This is a genomic window from Lactobacillus kitasatonis DSM 16761 = JCM 1039 (assembly GCF_000615285.1).
Classification (GTDB): domain Bacteria; phylum Bacillota; class Bacilli; order Lactobacillales; family Lactobacillaceae; genus Lactobacillus; species Lactobacillus kitasatonis.
The window spans coordinates 1-14927 of sequence record NZ_BALU01000020.1; the positions used below are offsets into that span (position 1 = coordinate 1).

At 37.3% G+C, this 14927-nt stretch carries 6 protein-coding genes, 27 tRNA genes and 3 pseudogenes; all 36 read left to right on the top strand.

Going from position 1 to position 14927, the window contains the following annotated elements; genetic code table 11:
- Positions 1-2 precede the first annotated feature (2 nt).
- A tRNA-Val gene (locus JCM1039_RS09600) sits at positions 3-75 on the top strand.
- 2 nt (positions 76-77) lie between these two features.
- Positions 78-150: transfer RNA gene (locus JCM1039_RS09605), tRNA-Lys, on the top strand.
- A gap of 13 nt (positions 151-163) precedes the next feature.
- A tRNA-Leu gene (locus JCM1039_RS09610) sits at positions 164-245 on the top strand.
- 24 nt (positions 246-269) lie between these two features.
- Positions 270-342, top strand: a tRNA-Thr gene (locus JCM1039_RS09615).
- A gap of 10 nt (positions 343-352) precedes the next feature.
- Positions 353-424 (top strand) — tRNA-Gly (locus tag JCM1039_RS09620).
- Positions 425-435: 11 nt separating this feature from the next.
- Positions 436-521: transfer RNA gene (locus JCM1039_RS09625), tRNA-Leu, on the top strand.
- An 8-nt stretch (positions 522-529) separates the two neighbouring features.
- Positions 530-603 (top strand) — tRNA-Arg (locus JCM1039_RS09630).
- 5 nt (positions 604-608) lie between these two features.
- Positions 609-682 (top strand) — tRNA-Pro (locus JCM1039_RS09635).
- Positions 683-711: 29 nt separating this feature from the next.
- Positions 712-785, top strand: a tRNA-Met gene (locus JCM1039_RS09640).
- Between the two features lie 12 nt (positions 786-797).
- Positions 798-871 (top strand) — tRNA-Ile (locus tag JCM1039_RS09645).
- Between the two features lie 27 nt (positions 872-898).
- Positions 899-972 (top strand) — tRNA-Met (locus tag JCM1039_RS09650).
- A 3-nt stretch (positions 973-975) separates the two neighbouring features.
- Positions 976-1049, top strand: a tRNA-Asp gene (locus JCM1039_RS09655).
- Between the two features lie 6 nt (positions 1050-1055).
- Positions 1056-1128: transfer RNA gene (locus JCM1039_RS09660), tRNA-Phe, on the top strand.
- A 19-nt stretch (positions 1129-1147) separates the two neighbouring features.
- Positions 1148-1218 (top strand) — tRNA-Gly (locus tag JCM1039_RS09665).
- Positions 1219-1223: 5 nt separating this feature from the next.
- A tRNA-Ile gene (locus JCM1039_RS09670) sits at positions 1224-1298 on the top strand.
- 2 nt (positions 1299-1300) lie between these two features.
- A tRNA-Ser gene (locus JCM1039_RS09675) sits at positions 1301-1390 on the top strand.
- A gap of 167 nt (positions 1391-1557) precedes the next feature.
- On the top strand, positions 1558-1980 hold the full coding sequence (locus tag JCM1039_RS09680; RefSeq protein ID WP_025015598.1) for a (deoxy)nucleoside triphosphate pyrophosphohydrolase: 423 nt from the start codon (positions 1558-1560) through the stop codon (positions 1978-1980).
- Positions 1980-4877 carry a DEAD/DEAH box helicase gene (locus JCM1039_RS09685; protein ID WP_025015599.1) on the top strand — a complete coding sequence of 966 codons (2898 nt, stop codon included), beginning with the start codon at positions 1980-1982 and terminating at the stop codon, positions 4875-4877. Before JCM1039_RS09680 ends, JCM1039_RS09685 begins: the two co-directional genes overlap by 1 nt.
- A 222-nt stretch (positions 4878-5099) precedes the next feature.
- Positions 5100-5171, top strand: a tRNA-Glu gene (locus JCM1039_RS09695).
- A gap of 35 nt (positions 5172-5206) precedes the next feature.
- Positions 5207-5292: transfer RNA gene (locus JCM1039_RS09700), tRNA-OTHER, on the top strand.
- Between the two features lie 10 nt (positions 5293-5302).
- Positions 5303-5376: transfer RNA gene (locus JCM1039_RS09705), tRNA-Met, on the top strand.
- A 3-nt stretch (positions 5377-5379) separates the two neighbouring features.
- A tRNA-Asp gene (locus JCM1039_RS09710) sits at positions 5380-5453 on the top strand.
- 6 nt (positions 5454-5459) lie between these two features.
- Positions 5460-5532: transfer RNA gene (locus tag JCM1039_RS09715), tRNA-Phe, on the top strand.
- Between the two features lie 7 nt (positions 5533-5539).
- Positions 5540-5621 (top strand) — tRNA-Tyr (locus JCM1039_RS09720).
- Between the two features lie 4 nt (positions 5622-5625).
- A tRNA-Trp gene (locus JCM1039_RS09725) sits at positions 5626-5696 on the top strand.
- Between the two features lie 12 nt (positions 5697-5708).
- Positions 5709-5781, top strand: a tRNA-His gene (locus JCM1039_RS09730).
- 7 nt (positions 5782-5788) lie between these two features.
- Positions 5789-5860 (top strand) — tRNA-Gln (locus tag JCM1039_RS09735).
- Between the two features lie 22 nt (positions 5861-5882).
- Positions 5883-5953: transfer RNA gene (locus JCM1039_RS09740), tRNA-Cys, on the top strand.
- A gap of 40 nt (positions 5954-5993) precedes the next feature.
- Positions 5994-6078: transfer RNA gene (locus tag JCM1039_RS09745), tRNA-Leu, on the top strand.
- A 119-nt stretch (positions 6079-6197) separates the two neighbouring features.
- The gene (locus JCM1039_RS09750) at positions 6198-7361 is read left to right on the top strand and encodes a glycosyltransferase family 4 protein (protein WP_025015601.1); all 1164 of its coding nucleotides are present in this window, start codon (positions 6198-6200) and stop codon (positions 7359-7361) included.
- 13 nt (positions 7362-7374) lie between these two features.
- Positions 7375-8418 (top strand): glycosyltransferase family 4 protein, encoded by a 1044-nt coding sequence (locus JCM1039_RS09755; protein ID WP_025015602.1) that lies wholly within the window; start codon positions 7375-7377, stop codon positions 8416-8418.
- The gene (locus tag JCM1039_RS09760; RefSeq protein WP_025015603.1) at positions 8418-9443 is read left to right on the top strand and encodes a lysylphosphatidylglycerol synthase transmembrane domain-containing protein; all 1026 of its coding nucleotides are present in this window, start codon (positions 8418-8420) and stop codon (positions 9441-9443) included. Before JCM1039_RS09755 ends, JCM1039_RS09760 begins: the two co-directional genes overlap by 1 nt.
- 71 nt (positions 9444-9514) lie before the next feature.
- Positions 9515-11574 (top strand): annotated as a pseudogene (locus JCM1039_RS11535) (LTA synthase family protein).
- Between the two features lie 67 nt (positions 11575-11641).
- Positions 11642-11875, top strand: coding sequence for a preprotein translocase subunit SecG (gene secG, locus JCM1039_RS09770; RefSeq protein ID WP_025015604.1), 234 nt, complete (start codon positions 11642-11644; stop codon positions 11873-11875).
- Positions 11876-11948: 73 nt separating this feature from the next.
- A pseudogene (gene rnr / locus JCM1039_RS11540) lies at positions 11949-14287 on the top strand (ribonuclease R).
- A 12-nt stretch (positions 14288-14299) separates the two neighbouring features.
- A pseudogene (smpB, locus tag JCM1039_RS11545) lies at positions 14300-14757 on the top strand (SsrA-binding protein SmpB).
- Positions 14758-14927 lie beyond the last annotated feature (170 nt).

Here is a 14927-nt window from a genome sequence, read left to right on the forward strand (position 1 = left end):
ATGGAGGATTAGCTCAGCTGGGAGAGCATCTGCCTTACAAGCAGGAGGTCACAGGTTCGAGCCCTGTATCCTCCATCGAGTCGTTAGCTCAGTTGGTAGAGCAACGGACTTTTAATCCGTGGGTCGAGGGTTCAAGTCCCTCACGGCTCATGACCCTATATTTGCGGGTGTGGCGGAATTGGCAGACGCGCTAGATTTAGGTTCTAGTGTTTTCGGACGTGTGGGTTCAAGTCCCACCACCCGTATTGCCAACCACATGTTGACATTTTGCCGATTTAGCTCAGTTGGTAGAGCATCTGTCTTGTAAACAGGGGGTCGTACGTTCAAGTCGTATAATCGGCATTTATATTTTGCGGAAGTAGTTCAGTGGTAGAACATCACCTTGCCATGGTGGGGGTCGCGGGTTCGAATCCCGTCTTCCGCTTTCATCAACACGCCGGAGTGGCGGAATTGGTAGACGCACGGGACTTAAAATCCCGCGGTTGGTTTCAACCGTATCGGTTCGACTCCGATCCCCGGCATTGATGATGCGCCCTTAGCGCAACTGGATAGAGTGTCTGACTACGAATCAGAAGGTTGAAGGTTCAAATCCTTCAGGGCGCATATAACGGGAAATGGCTCAGTTTGGTAGAGCACCTGGTTTGGGACCAGGGGGTCGCAGGTTCGAATCCTGTTTTCCCGATTGTATCTAATGGTAATTAGTTACATTTTGGCGGTGTAGCTCAGCTGGCTAGAGCGTCCGGTTCATACCCGGGAGGTCGAGGGTTCGATCCCCCCCGCCGCTATATTGTAAACTTGGACCTTTAGCTCAGTTGGTTAGAGCAGACGGCTCATAACCGTCCTGTCGTAGGTTCGAGTCCTACAAGGTCCATTAATTACGGATAGTTTAATTTATTATCGCGGGATGGAGCAGTCTGGTAGCTCGTCGGGCTCATAACCCGAAGGTCGTTGGTTCAAATCCAGCTCCCGCAATTTGGTCCATTGGAGCAGTGGTTTATCTCGCCTCCCTGTCACGGAGGAGATCGTGGGTTCAAATCCCACATGGACCGTAAGATGGCTCGGTAGCTCAGTTGGTAGAGCAAAGGATTGAAGCTCCTTGTGTCGGCGGTTCGATTCCGTCCCGCGCCATTCATTTTTTATATCAGGTGCGGGTATAGTTTAGTGGTAAAACGAAAGCCTTCCAAGCTTTAGTCGCGAGTCCGATTCTCGTTACCCGCTTTCATGGGCCTATAGCTCAGCTGGTTTAGAGCGCACGCCTGATAAGCGTGAGGTCGATGGTTCAAGTCCATTTAGGCCCATTGGAGACTTACTCAAGTGGCTGAAGAGGCGCCCCTGCTAAGGGTGTAGATCGGGTTATTCCGGTGCGAGGGTTCGAATCTCTCAGTCTCCGTAATATAAGAGCTCAGGGATTGAGCTTTTTTTGTTGCTTAAAATAAAGAAAGCATGATGATCTAACAATGATACTTTGTATCTAAGTTAGATCTTTTTTTATTTTAGCATTTTATTTACTCAAGGTTAGCTAGTGTACAATAAAATAAAAAACTTAGGAGAAATAAAATGGCAAAGAAGATTATCAGAGTTGCAGGAGTGGCAATTATAGATCAAAAGGAAAATAAAGTTTTAGCAGGGAAACGCAATGCAGACCGTTTAGTAGGTGGTATGTGGGAATTCCCTGGTGGAAAGATAGAAAAGGGTGAGACGCCTCAAGAAGCAGCTAAACGTGAGCTTGAGGAAGAATTCCATGATGAAGTTAAAATTGGACCACAGCTTGGCGAAACAGTAAGTTATGAGTACGATTTTGGCATAGTTGAATTAACGGTCTTCTTTGCTAAATTGTTAACTCATAATTTTGATCTCATTGCTCATAGTAAAGTTGAATGGCTATCAGCTGATCAAGTTGCAAATTTAAAATGGGCTCCTGCCGATGCTCCATTGGTTAAAGAATTAGCTAAAACAAGTTTTAAGGATATTAATTTCTGATGGATTTAGAAAATGATTTAACGAAAACAGTTTTAAATAATTATATTGATAAAGATAAGTTTCTAAGTACCGGAAATTTATCTGCTCGGCTTATTCTAAATCATGGTCAAAATGATAACGTTTATCGAGTTTTAAAGATGGAATTAGCAACTTGCAAATCTTTTACCTTTGCGGTTGCATTTGTAACGCAGGAAGGTTTTACTTCCTTTTTGACTGTTTTATCTGACTTAGCAAAACGTGGAATTCATGGACGGGTCTTAACATCCACGTATCTTTATTTTAATGAGCCAGAAGCCTTTAGAAGTTTGATGAAGGTTCCTAATATTGAAACTAGAATTTTCAATGAAAGAGATCCAAAAACTAATAAAAAACTGCCTTTTCATGCAAAAGGTTACTTGTTTGAACATGAAGGTTATCGTTCAGCGATTATCGGTAGTTCTAATTTAACTTCGGGTGCGTTAATTAGTAATTATGAATGGAATCTGAATGTTAATTCACTTGATAATGCAGAAATTACTGAACAAATTAATCTACAAATTGAAGCTGAATGGCGTAAGGCAACTCCTTTAACAGAACAATGGCTTTCACAGTATCAAAAACATTACGATCAAAATAATTTAATTGAATCTGGAATAGCAGAAAATAAACATTCGAATAAAATACAGCCTAATAAAATGCAGAAGGAAGCATTGGGTGAAATTCAAAGTCTCAGGCAAAGTGGTGAAAATAAAGCATTAATAATTTCTGCAACTGGAACGGGGAAAACATATCTCGGTGCTTTTGATGTTAGAACATTTAAGCCGAAAAGATTCTTATATGTAGTTCATCGTGAACAAATTCTACAGAAGTCTAAGCAGAGTTTTTACAATGTTATTGGCGGCAATTATTCTGATTATGGTATTTACAGTGGAAACCACCAAGAAGGCTTAAATTCTAAGTATGTTTTTGCGACGGTTCAGACTCTAGCTAAAGATGAAAATTTAAAGAAATTTGCTAAAGATGCCTTTGATTATATTTTGTTTGATGAGGCACATCATTTAGGAGCAGCTCAGGAATTAAAAATTTTTAAATACTTTCGACCTAAATTTTGTTTAGGAATGACTGCTACACCTGAAAGAACTGATGATTTTAATATTTATAAGCTTTTTAACTACAATATTGCTTATGAAATACGTCTGCAAAACGCTTTAGATCAAGATATGCTATGTCCTTTTCACTATTACGGTGTTGAAGATTATATTTATCAAAATGAATTGATAAATGGTGCTTCTAGCTTGAATCGATTAGTAAGTGATGAGCGAGTAAATTATATTTTGCAACAGACAGATTATTATGGGTACTCTGGGCGAATTTTACATGGTCTAATTTTTTGTAGTCGCAAAAAAGAAGCAGAAATTTTAGCAGAGAAATTAACGAAAAAGGATTGTCCATCGCTTGCAATATCAGGAACTGATTCAATCAGTAAACGAGAAAAAGCAGTTAAGAGATTGGAAAAAGGCCAAGTTAAATATCTCATTACTGTTGATGTATTCAACGAAGGTGTAGATATTCCATGTATTAATCAAATCGTTCTGTTAAGAAATACCCAGTCAAGTATTGTTTTTGTGCAGCAATTAGGGCGTGGACTTAGAAAGTATAAGGGAAAGGATTATCTAACTGTAATAGATTTTGTAGGTGATTATGACAATAATTATTTGATTCCTGTAGCTTTAACGGGAGATAAATCGCACAATCGTGATCGAGTTAGGGATAAATTAGATCTAGAACCGATTTATGGTGTATCGTTGATTAATTTTACAAATGTGGCTAAGGAGCAAATTTATAAATCGATTAATCATTCAAATTTAACTCTAAAGCGCAAATTGCGTGAGGAATATACGAATGAAAAGCGGAAGTTCGGTAGAATACCATTAATGTATGATTTGCAAAAAGAATCGATTGACTGTGAGATTATTGCTGAAAAGTATAAAAATTATAGTCATTTTTTGCAAGAAATGGGCGAGAGTGCATACCAAGTATCAAATTTTCAAGATAAAATATTAGAATTTTTGACTGTAGTTTTAGCAAACGGTAAACGAGAGCATGAACTTCTGCTGTTAAATGAGCTATTAAGTCAAAAAGAAATAAAAGAGAAGCAATATTTGGATAATTTAAGGAAAAATCATTGTCTAATTTCCGATGATATTCTTAAATCAGTTGATACAATATTGTCGTTATCGTATTTTGTTAGAAAATCATTGCCTAATAAAGAAACTTATGGCGGTGAAAGCATCGTTGAACATAAAAATAAAAAATATTCTTTGAATAAGAAGATAAGAGAAGAACTAATAAATCAGAATTTTTATCTACTTTTTAGGGATGCAATTAGAACTGGTTTACTTCGTTCTAAGAAATACGATTCTGAAAAGATTTTTACTATTGATGAAAGATATACTCGAATGGATGCTAATCGTCTGTTAAATTGGGAGAAGATTGTTCCTGGGCAAAATATTGGTGGTTACAAGTTTGATTATGACAAGAAAAATTGTGCTATTTTTATAACTTACAATAAAAAGGCCGATGCTCAAACTTTGGCATACCAAGATCAATTTATAAATCAGTCTATTATTAACATGTATTCAAAATACCCACGGAATTTAGAAAGCAAAGAGATTAAAAATTTTAAGGATAAAGAAATTACTTTTCATTTATTTGTGAAAAAATCAGATGATGACGGTAAAAGTTTTATCTATCTTGGTACTTGTCAGCCTCAAGTTGACTCTTTTAGAGAAAAAGCAATGAAGAGAGTAGATAAGAAAAATAATGCTAAAACAGTTAAAGTTGTTTCGATGAACTTAAAGTTAACGACTCCGGTCGATATTAATACGTATTATATGCTGACGAAAATGAAGTATTAGAATATTAAAACATCAGCATAATGTCTCTATTACAGCGTATTTTCATTTTTTCGCAAAAAAATAGAAAAAATACTTGCATTTTATCTGCATATCTATTAATATTAAATACGTTGTGATTGAGAGGTCACCAAAGAGATCAGGCTTTGAAAGAAAGTTAAAAAAGAACTTGACTTTTAAAACTTGATTCGGTATTATAATTAGGTGCTCTTCATTAAGAGACATGACCCGTTGGTCAAGTGGTTAAGACACGGCCCTTTCACGGCCGTAACATGGGTTCAAATCCCGTACGGGTCATTTGCCAGTTTAATATTTTTTGGCATTAAGCTAATGGAGGATTACCCAAGTGGCTTAAGGGGACGGTTTTGAAACCGTTAGGCGGTTCTGCCGCGCGTGGGTTCAAATCCCACATCCTCCTTAATTATTATCGCGGGATGGAGCAGTCTGGTAGCTCGTCGGGCTCATAACCCGAAGGTCGTTGGTTCAAATCCAGCTCCCGCAATTTGGTCCATTGGAGCAGTGGTTTATCTCGCCTCCCTGTCACGGAGGAGATCGTGGGTTCAAATCCCACATGGACCGTAAGATGGCTCGGTAGCTCAGTTGGTAGAGCAAAGGATTGAAGCTCCTTGTGTCGGCGGTTCGATTCCGTCCCGCGCCATCAAGCTGGAGGAGTAGCGAAGTGGCTAAACGCGGCGGTCTGTAAAACCGCTCTCTCTGAGTTCGGCGGTTCGAATCCACCCTCCTCCATAATAGGGATATCGTATAATGGTAGTACATCGGTCTCCAAAACCGCTGATGTGGGTTCAATTCCTACTATCCCTGTTTACTTTCATGGCGGAATTGGTGAAGGGGTTAACACACCGGTTTGTGGATCCGGCATGCGTGGGTTCGAATCCCACATTCCGCCCTAGTATTGGGATATAGCCAAGTGGTAAGGCATTAGACTTTGACTCTAACATGCGCTGGTTCGAATCCAGCTATCCCAATCTAAATAATTTTATAACTTATGGCGGTGTAGCCAAGTGGTAAGGCAGAGGTCTGCAAAACCTTAATCGTCGGTTCGAGTCCGACCTCCGCCTTATCAACCGAATAAGTTGATTATTTAAAATTTAATATTATGGCGGTGTGGCGGAATTGGCAGACGCGTCAGACTCAAAATCTGGTGTCCATTACGGACGTATCGGTTCGACCCCGATCACCGCTATCTTTTATAAGCGATCCATTAATTTGGATCGCTTTTTTTTAAGATATGTTATTAATTTAGTATTTAAAATTGCACATAGTTTGAGTAATCTTTATAATGCTAAATATGGAGGTATTTAAATGAATATTGGTCTTTATACCGATACATATTTTCCCCAAATAAGTGGCGTTGCTACTTCAATAAAGACGTTAAAAGATGCGTTGGAAAGACAGGGGCATAATGTATTTATTTTTACCACAACAGATCCAAATGTAAAAAAGGGGACAGTGGAGCCAAATGTCTTTCGTTTTAGCAGCATACCATTTGTTTCGTTTACCGATAGAAGAATAGCCTTTAGAGGTTTATTCGAGGCAACTAAAGTTGCTAAAGAAGTAAATTTGGATATTGTTCATACGCAAACTGAATTTGCACTAGGAACTATTGGAAAATATGTAGCTCACCAATTAGATATTCCCGCTATTCATACATACCACACAATGTATGAAGATTACTTGCACTATATTCTTAATGGTCACTTGCTTCGACCATATCATGTTAAACAATTCGTAAAAAGTTATTTAAAAAACATGGATGGTTGTATTGCGCCGAGTGGTCGAGTTGAAGCATTGCTTCACCGCTATGGTGTTCAAATTCCTATTAGAGTTATTCCTACTGGTGTAGATATTCAGGGAATAAATAGTGATGCAAAACGTGATGTGCGAAAAGAGTTAGGCATCGCTGAGGATGTGCCAGTAATCTTGACATTGAGTAGAATTGCAGCCGAAAAGAAAATCAGTCACATTTTAAATGTGATGCCGGATATTATTGAAGAATTTCCAAATGTTAAGTTTGTAATTGCTGGTGATGGACCAGATGTTGATGTTCTAAAAGATCAAGTAGAACGGTTGACTTTAGAGGATTACGTAATTTTTGCTGGAAATGTCGATCACGGTGATGTGGGCAACTATTATCGCATGGCAGACTTATTTGTTTCGGCAAGTGATACAGAAACTCAAGGGCTTACTTATATTGAAGCTTTAGCTGCTGGTACTCCATGTGTAGTTTATGATACTGACTATACAGAAAATATTTTTGATAAAGAAATTTTTGGTCGTACTTTTACTACTCAAAAAGAAATGCAAGAAGAAATTATCGAATTGCTTAAAAAGGGACGTAGAAAAATTCCTCAGGAGGTTTTACAAAATAAATTGCAAAAAATTTCCTCTGATCAATTTGCTACAGATGTCTATAATTTCTATCAATATGCAATTGATAATTATCAACCTAAGCATGAAGAATTATAAAAAGAGGATGTAGATGATTAGAATTAATATGTTCTCGCAAGCAGATTCAGTTAAGGGCCAAGGAGTTGGTTCTGCATATAATGAATTGATTAAATTGCTGAGAACGCGTTTAGTAGATGAGTTTTATGTAACGATTAATAAATATGGTAATAGTGACTTAACGCACTACCATACAATTAATCCAACTTACTATGTCAATAGTTTTTCACCAGCTCGTGGTAGAAAAATTGGTTATGTGCATTTTTTGCCTGACACGCTTGAAGGTTCTGTTAAGTTGCCAGGCGTTGCTAAAAAAGTCTTTTATCAATATGTAATTGACTTCTATCAACGCATGGATCAAATTGTTGTAGTTAACCCAATTTTTATTGATAAGTTGGTTGATCACGGCATTGATCGCGATAAGGTAAAGTACATTCCAAACTTTGTTTCTAAGGAAGAATTTTACGAAGAATCACTTGCAAGCAAGAATGCTTTTCGTCATGAATTAGGTATTCCACTTGATAAGTTTGTTGTTTTTGGCGACGGACAAGTTCAAGAACGTAAGGGTATCGATGATTTCGTTAAAATGGCTGAAACTAATCCTGATGTTCAATTTATTTGGGCTGGAGGTTTTTCATTTGGCAAAATCACAGATGGTTATGACCACTATAAACAAATGGTAGATAATCCACCTAAGAACTTAACTTTTGCTGGCATAGTTGATCGTGCTAAATTGGTTAACTATTTAAACATTGCTGATTTGTTTGTTTTGCCATCATATGATGAATTGTTCCCAATGTCTGTTTTGGAAGCCTTTAGTTGTGGCACGCCAGTTTTGTTGCGTGACCTCGATTTATATAAGGCAATCATTGACGGCTATTATATGAGTGGTAAAGATTTTGGCGAAATGAACCAAATCCTGCAAAAGGCTGTAAAAGATCCACAATTATTGAAGAAATACAGTGAATTGTCCAAAAAGGCTAGTCAAGAATATTCAGAAGAAAGATTAGCTAAAATTTGGAATGAATTTTATCATGAGCAATACAAATTAGGTAAAGAATTAGGGCAAATTCACTAATGAATAAGAAACATTTATGGGGTGTTCTGATTGTTTTGGCAATCAGTGCCTTTGTGCTCTATACGGACTTAAAGTCTACGCCGTTATCTGAAATATTGGGAACAGCTCATGGCCTCAATATTTGGGCATTGATAATGGTGTTTGGATTAATGCTTTTATCTTATGTTTGTGAAGCCGGAATTTTGGCGACATTGGCACATCGAAAGAATGAGCCAAAAAGGTCGGCCTGGTCGTTTTTACGTATTCCTATTATTCAAGCTTTGTTTAATGCGATTACGCCGATGTCGACAGGGGGACAGCCTTCGCAACTAGCAGCCATGATCCAAATGGGTATGGAAGGCGGAAGCTCAACTTCTATCTTGCTAATGAAATTTATCATTTATCAGATAGTTGTCTTTTTTGCCTATGTTTTCACAATCATTTTTGGCTTTCATACGGTAATGACAAAATTTGCCGGCTTAGCCGTATTTATTGCAATCGGCTTTCTGATCCATATTAGTTCAATCATTTTCTTACTTGCGATTATGTTTACCTATCGTTTTACTAAGAGAGCGACTAATTGGGGAATGGACTTATTGGGCAAGTTTATGAAGAAAGAGCGTGTAGAAAATTGGCGTAAAGCTACTTTAGAGAAAATCGATACGTTCTATGCAGAAAGTCAAAAGCTCAAAAAAGAGAAAAATAAGTTAGTAATTGCATCTGTTTTAACCATTTTGCAGTTATTGTTCTTTTACTCAATCCCATTCATGGTGCTGACAGCATTGAATGTTCCATGTTCATGGAGTAGCGTCACGCAGATGAACATCATGATCATAATGTTTATGGCTATTATTCCAATTCCTGGTGCTTCAGGTGGGGCAGAATATAGTTTCCAGACATTATTTTCTACTTTTATTTCATCGCATGGTGCTTTAATTTTAGCAATGTTTGTTTGGCGCTTTGCAACTTACTTTTTCGGTATGATTTTAGGAATTTTCGGTTGGATTTTTAAGCCGAAAAGGATAAAAAGTACAGAAAGTAATTAATTTTTATTAAAGGAAATGAGTCTTGCTCAAATCCGTAGTAAGATAAAATACCGTAACGAGAGGAGAGAGCAATGGAACGTATCAAGTCTTTTTTTAAATGGCTAACACAAACTAAACTTGGATTTTTTACGATCGTTTTAGTTTTATTTTGGCTGAAAACGTACTTTATCTATTTGACCAAGTTTAATTTAGGTGCAGTTGGTCCAATGCAGCAGTTTTTGCTCTTGATTAATCCTATTCCTTCAGGGATGCTCCTTTTAGGAATTGGACTATTCTTTAAAGGACGCAAATCCTATTGGATCATTTTGATAATTGATTTCATACTGACGCTGTGGCTTTTTTCAAATATTCTTTATTATCGTGAGTTTTCAAACTTCCTGTCGTTTTCAATCATTAAAACATCAGGCTCAACTTCAGATAATTTAGGAAAAAGTATTGCAGGAATAACCCTGGCAAGTGACTTCTTGGCTTTTGCCGATATTGCCATAGTTATTGCTTTATTGATTACTAAAGTCATCAAGATAGATGTTCGTCCTTTGAAGCTTAAGGTAAATCTCTTGATTGAACTTTTGGCGGTCAGCTTAATGGGTTTGAATTTATTGATGGCTCAAAAAGATCGTTCAGGTCTTTTAACAAGAACCTTTGATAATAACTACATTGTTAAATATTTAGGTATCAATGAATATGCCGTTTATGACGGTTATAAGACAGCACAAACTAGTGCGCAGATGGCTAAGGCTAATGTTTCAGACTTACGCTCCGTTAGAAATTATCTGAAAGCCAATTATGTTAAGCCAAATCCTGAATATACCGGCGTAGCTAAAGGTAAGAATGTTTTAGTTATTCACCTAGAAAGTTTCCAGCAATTTTTGATTGGTTATAAGTGGAAGGGCAAAGAAGTAACGCCTAACTTGAATAAGCTTTATCATCAAAAAGATACTATTAGTTTTGACAATTTCTTTAATCAAGTAGGACAAGGTAAGACTTCCGATGCAGAAATGATGCTTGAAAACTCATTGTTTGGTTTACAATCAGGTTCTGCAATGTCCACTTACGGTACTTCTAATACCTTTGAAAGTGCTCCAGCAATTTTGCACCAAGAAGCAGGTTATACACTGCTGTAATGCACGGGGGTGCCGGCTCATTCTGGAACAGAAACAACGCTTATAAGTCATTTGGCTATCAATACTTTATACCGCTTTCGTTTTATAAAAACAAGCCAAGTTATTACATTGGCTACGGTTTAAAGGATAAGATCTTCTTTGACCAATCAATCAAGTATATTGAACGTTTACCACAACCATTTTATTTAAAGATGATTACGGTAACGAACCACTATCCATACCAGCTTGATAAGAAGAATCAAACTATTGATAAAACCAATACGGGGGATGAAACCGTTGATGGTTATGTTCAAACAGCGCACTATCTTGATCAGGCAATTGGTGAATTGATGCGTTGGATGAAGAAAACCGGCCTTGATAAGAACACTCTGATTATGCTTTATGGTGACCACTACGGAATTTCTGGCAACCACCACAAAGCAAGTGCTGAATTGCTTAAGAAGAAGTCATTTAATGATTTTGATAACTTGCAATTCCAAAGAGTTCCATTGATGTTCCATATGAAGGGTCTTAAGGGTGGTATTAACCATACTTATGGCGGCGAAATTGATGTTTTACCAACACTGCTTAATTTGCTTGGCGTAAACGACAAGGGAACTATTCAATTTGGCTATGATCTGTTGAGTAAGCATACCCCTCAAATTGTTGCTCAAAGAAATGGTGACTTTATTACGCCAGAATATTCTAAAGTAGGCAGCGATTATTACGACACAAAGACTGGGGAAGAAATTAAACCTGATAAGAAACTAAAGACAAAACTTACATCAATTTCTAACCAGGTTACTACACAACTGTCTTTGTCTGATCGTGTAATCAATGGTAATTTGTTACGGTTCTATCGTCCAAAATGGTTTACTAAAGTAAAACCAAAAGATTATGATTATAATAAGGCACCATCTTTGAAACGTCTTTATGATGATCCAAGCAAGACTTCGCTTTGGTACAAGAATCATAAGAAGACAACTCAGAAAGATTTCAAGACGGATGCTCCTGAGTTGAAAAAATAACTGCAAAAAATAGCAGTTTGTGATAGAATTGATAAGTAAATCGTATGTGTGTATTGGAGGCAGCGCATTGTATAATTTAATTATGACGCTACTAATCATTGTTTCAATTTTAATCGTTATTGCAACAATGATGCAGCCACAAAAACAACAAGATGCATTAAACGCCTTATCTGGCGGAGCCGTTTTTAGTGGTCAAACCAAAAAACGTGGTTTTGAAGCATTTATGGAAAAAGTAACCTCAGTTTTATTGGTATTCTTTTTCGTCTTTGCTATTATTCTAGCTTACATGTCTTCAAAATAAATTTTGTACCTCCCGATCAGTATGATGGGGAGGCTTTTTTTATATTAAATAATAAAGATCGGAGATTAATTACATGGCACAAAACGAAAAAATTTTGGCCGGTGTTTTAGAAATTTTTCGCCATAATCCACAAAAACAATTTCGTGTAGATCAAATTGAACGAGAAGCACGTCGTGATAGATTAGGTAATTTTACTGAATTAATTAAAGCTCTTTCATTTTTAGAGCATGAAAAGAAGATTATTACAGATGGTAAAGGACAATATCAATTAGCTCAAGAAGATACCATCGTTGAAGGAAACTTTAGAGCTAACGATAAAGGCTTCGGTTTTGTAAAACTTGATGATGAAGAAGCTGATGATGTCTTTATCGCCGCTGATTATACTAAATACGCTGTTGATGGTGACCGAGTAAAGGTTAAGATCACAGCCGGTGGCAACCCCTGGAATGGTAAGGGCCCAGAAGGACAAATTGAAGAAATTCTTGAACGTGGCCTTGAAAGTTTAGTTGGTGAATTTCACCCATTGACTGATGAACAAAGAAAAGTCAGTCATTTTATCGGGTATGCTTTGAGCAATAATAAGAAGTTGCACAAATACCGTGTTTACTTGTCTGAAAATGGCTTAATGCCACAAATGGGCGACATGGTTAAAGTATCAATCAAGGACTACCCTGATAAAGATAATCCTGAATCAATGACAGGTGCTGTTATCAAGATTATTGGTAATAAAAACGATCCTGGCGTTGATATCATGTCAATCGTTTCAGCCCATGATGTAAGAACTGATTGGCCTGAAGATGCCATGGCACAAGCTAATGCAATCCCAGACCATGTTACTGAAGAAGAGAAAAAGGGCAGAGTAGATATTACTGATCAACCTGCTGTAACTATCGACGGGGATGACTCAAAAGACTTCGATGATGCTGTAGTTTTATGGAAACTTCCTAACGGTAACTACCATTTAGGTGTTCATATTGCGGACGTATCACACTATGTAACTGAAAATACGCCTTTAAATGAAGAAGCTTTTGCTCGCGGCAACAGTACTTACTTAGTCGATCGAGTTATACCAATGTTGCCATTTAGACTTTCAAATGGTATCTGTTCCTTAAATGAAGGCGTAGACCGTCTTGTCTTATCTTGTGACATGGAAATTACACCTGAAGGTAAGAGAGTAGGCTACAAGATTTATCCTGCTGTTATGCGCTCACATGGCCGTATGACTTATAACAAGGTTAACCAAACTTTGAAGGGTGACATGGACGGCTTGGAAGATAAATACGTGAAGTTACGTCCGATGCTTGAAGAAATGGCTGATTTGCATGCTATTTTATACAAGCAACGTCATGCACGTGGTGCTATTGACTTTGAAGAACCAGAAGCAAAAATTATTGTCGATGATCAAGCAAGCCAACAGACATCGTTCTTCATGAACGTGGAACAGCCGAAAAGATGATCGAATCTTTCATGTTAATGGCTAATGAAACTGTTGCAGAAGATTTCTACAAGAAACAAGTTCCATTCTTATATCGTGTTCACGAAACTCCAGATTCTGAAAGAATTAGAAACTTCTTTGAATTCTGTAGTGCATTTGGCTTAAATATTCATGCAGATCCAGAAAATGTTAAGCCATTAGACTTACAAAAAGTAGTATCCAAGACAACTGGTACGCCTGAAGAAGCTGTTGTGCAAATGATGATGCTTCGTAGTTTAAAGCAAGCCAGATACTCTGAAGAAGCTTTGGGACACTTCGGCCTTGCAGCAAAATATTACACCCACTTTACTTCACCAATTAGAAGATACTCTGACTTGATGGTGCACAGAATGATCCACGCATACCAAGAAAAAGGTACTGGTGAGGATATTCAAAAGCACTTTGCTGGTTATTTACCAGATGTTGCTGAACAAACTTCTACTCAAGAAAGACGTTCAATTGATACTGAACGTGAAGTAAACGATCTGAAGATGACAGAATACATGGCAGATCAAGTAGGAGAACACTTCGATGCCGTAGTATCTTCTGTTACTAGTTTTGGTATGTTTATTCAACTCCCTAATACTGTTGAGGGCTTGATACATATTTCTAACTTAACAGATGACTTCTACAGCTTTAACGAGAAGTCTTTGACTTTAACCGGTCGCGGTACGCATAAACAATACAAGATAGGGATGCCTATTAAGGTTACCCTTATTAATGCTAACGTTGAACAGCATCAATTGGACTTTGAAGTTTATGATCCTAATGCACCTAAGAAAAAACATCGTGACAGAGGGATGAATAACCGTCGTCGTGGTAATAGAGGTTTCCACAATGATCACGGCCATCGTGGTGGCGAAAACTATAATAGTCGTGGAGACCGTAGAAGCCATGGACGTGGAAATAGAAGAAACCAAAGAAATTTTAAACATTAAGGAGTGACCTTAATGAAAAAAGAAAAAGACGAAAACTTAATTGCACAGAATAAAAAAGCACGCCATGATTATTTCATTAAAGATACTTATGAAGCTGGTATTGCTTTAACTGGGACAGAAATTAAGTCTGTGCGTGCCCGCCGTATAAATTTGCGTGATGGTTACGTTCAGATTATTAATAGCTCAGCTTTTTTAGAGAACGTGCATATTAGTGAATATAAGCAAGGTAATCGCTACAACCATGAACCACTTAGAAGTCGTCGACTTCTTTTGCATAAAAAAGAAATTAACCGTTTGGCAAAAGCACAAGCTGAGCGTGGTATTGCATTATTCCTTTAAAGGTTTATTTAAAGCATGGTTTTGCTAAAGTTTTAATTGGCGTAGGTCAAGGTAAAAAGGAATACGACAAACGTCAGACAATTAAAGAAAGAGACCAAAAACGCGAAATTCATCGTAGATATGGTATTTAAACGAGTTCACGATCAGGAGATCGTGAACTTTTTTGTTTATTTTGAAAAAAATTGAAAAATTTTTTGGCGAAAAATGGGTGAAATTTGAGTAAAATTCGAACGACTATAGATATAGATTCTTTAGCGTTAAGAATGTGATTGGCGATTAGGGGATACAAAAACAGAAGTGG

Bases quoted from the DNA above. Each gene is read 5' to 3' on its own strand.
- JCM1039_RS09685 (WP_025015599.1), top strand. From the start codon at position 1,980: ATGGATTTAGAAAATGATTTAACGAAAACAGTTTTAAATAATTATATT.
- JCM1039_RS09755 (WP_025015602.1), top strand. From the start codon at position 7,375: ATGATTAGAATTAATATGTTCTCGCAAGCAGATTCAGTTAAGGGCCAA.
- JCM1039_RS09680 (WP_025015598.1), top strand. From the start codon at position 1,558: ATGGCAAAGAAGATTATCAGAGTTGCAGGAGTGGCAATTATAGATCAA.
- JCM1039_RS09750 (WP_025015601.1), top strand. From the start codon at position 6,198: ATGAATATTGGTCTTTATACCGATACATATTTTCCCCAAATAAGTGGC.
- JCM1039_RS09760 (WP_025015603.1), top strand. From the start codon at position 8,418: ATGAATAAGAAACATTTATGGGGTGTTCTGATTGTTTTGGCAATCAGT.